This window comes from Oleiphilus sp. HI0079, assembly GCF_001635105.1.
On the sequence record NZ_LWFT01000196.1, the window covers coordinates 1 to 732 of the forward strand.

1 protein-coding gene is annotated in these 732 nt (G+C 48.0%); it reads left to right on the plus strand.

Going from position 1 to position 732, the window contains the following annotated elements:
• A partial coding sequence (locus tag A3750_RS25760) for a hypothetical protein (RefSeq protein WP_197474839.1) occupies positions 1 to 629 on the plus strand: 629 nt, incomplete at its 5' end.
• Positions 630 to 732: the final 103 nt, after the last annotated feature.

Here is a 732-nt window from a genome sequence, read left to right on the forward strand (position 1 = left end):
GGGCGATGGTCGGCTCTTTGGGCTGTATGGGGCTGATTACAGAGGTGTCGCTTAAAGTGCTCCCGACTCAGTCTCAGCAACGCTTTGTACAGATGCCATGTTCGTTAGAAGTTGCACTGGCCCTAGCTGTGAAACTTGATCGGAGTATGACAATGCGAATCGGCTTCGCTTGGTGCGACGATCTAGCCCATATTCGTTTTTCTGGCCCTGAGGATGCAGTTTCTGAGGTGCTCGATCATTTCGAGTTGCGTCGTTATGTCGAAGAGTCTGATGTATTTTGGGACTTGCTGTCTCAAATGAAGCACCCCATATTTGATGTTGCTGAACCTGGTAAACTTTGGCGCGTTGTTACGCCAAAGTACACGCGATTAACGGATGTGTTCCCAGCTGCGCCAATCTTAGTAAATTGGGCGGGTGGGGAATCCTTTATCCAGATTAGTGAAGACGACCTAAGCAAGAGCGCTGGGAATCTGCGTGATCTTGATGCACACGTGTACAGTCTCAATGTTGATCAATGTTATGTTTTAGGTGGGCTTTCGCCAACAATAGAAAGACTGCATGTTGCGCTGAAAAACGCGTTTGATCCGTATGGTGTTTTGAATGTTGGCCGTATGTCGGAGGCGTTTTAAGCATGCAGACGAATTTAATTCCGATCTATCAAGAGAGTGGCTTTGGTCAGCGTGCTGAAGAGATATTGCGAAGTTGCGTACACTGCGGCTTCTGTAATGCAAC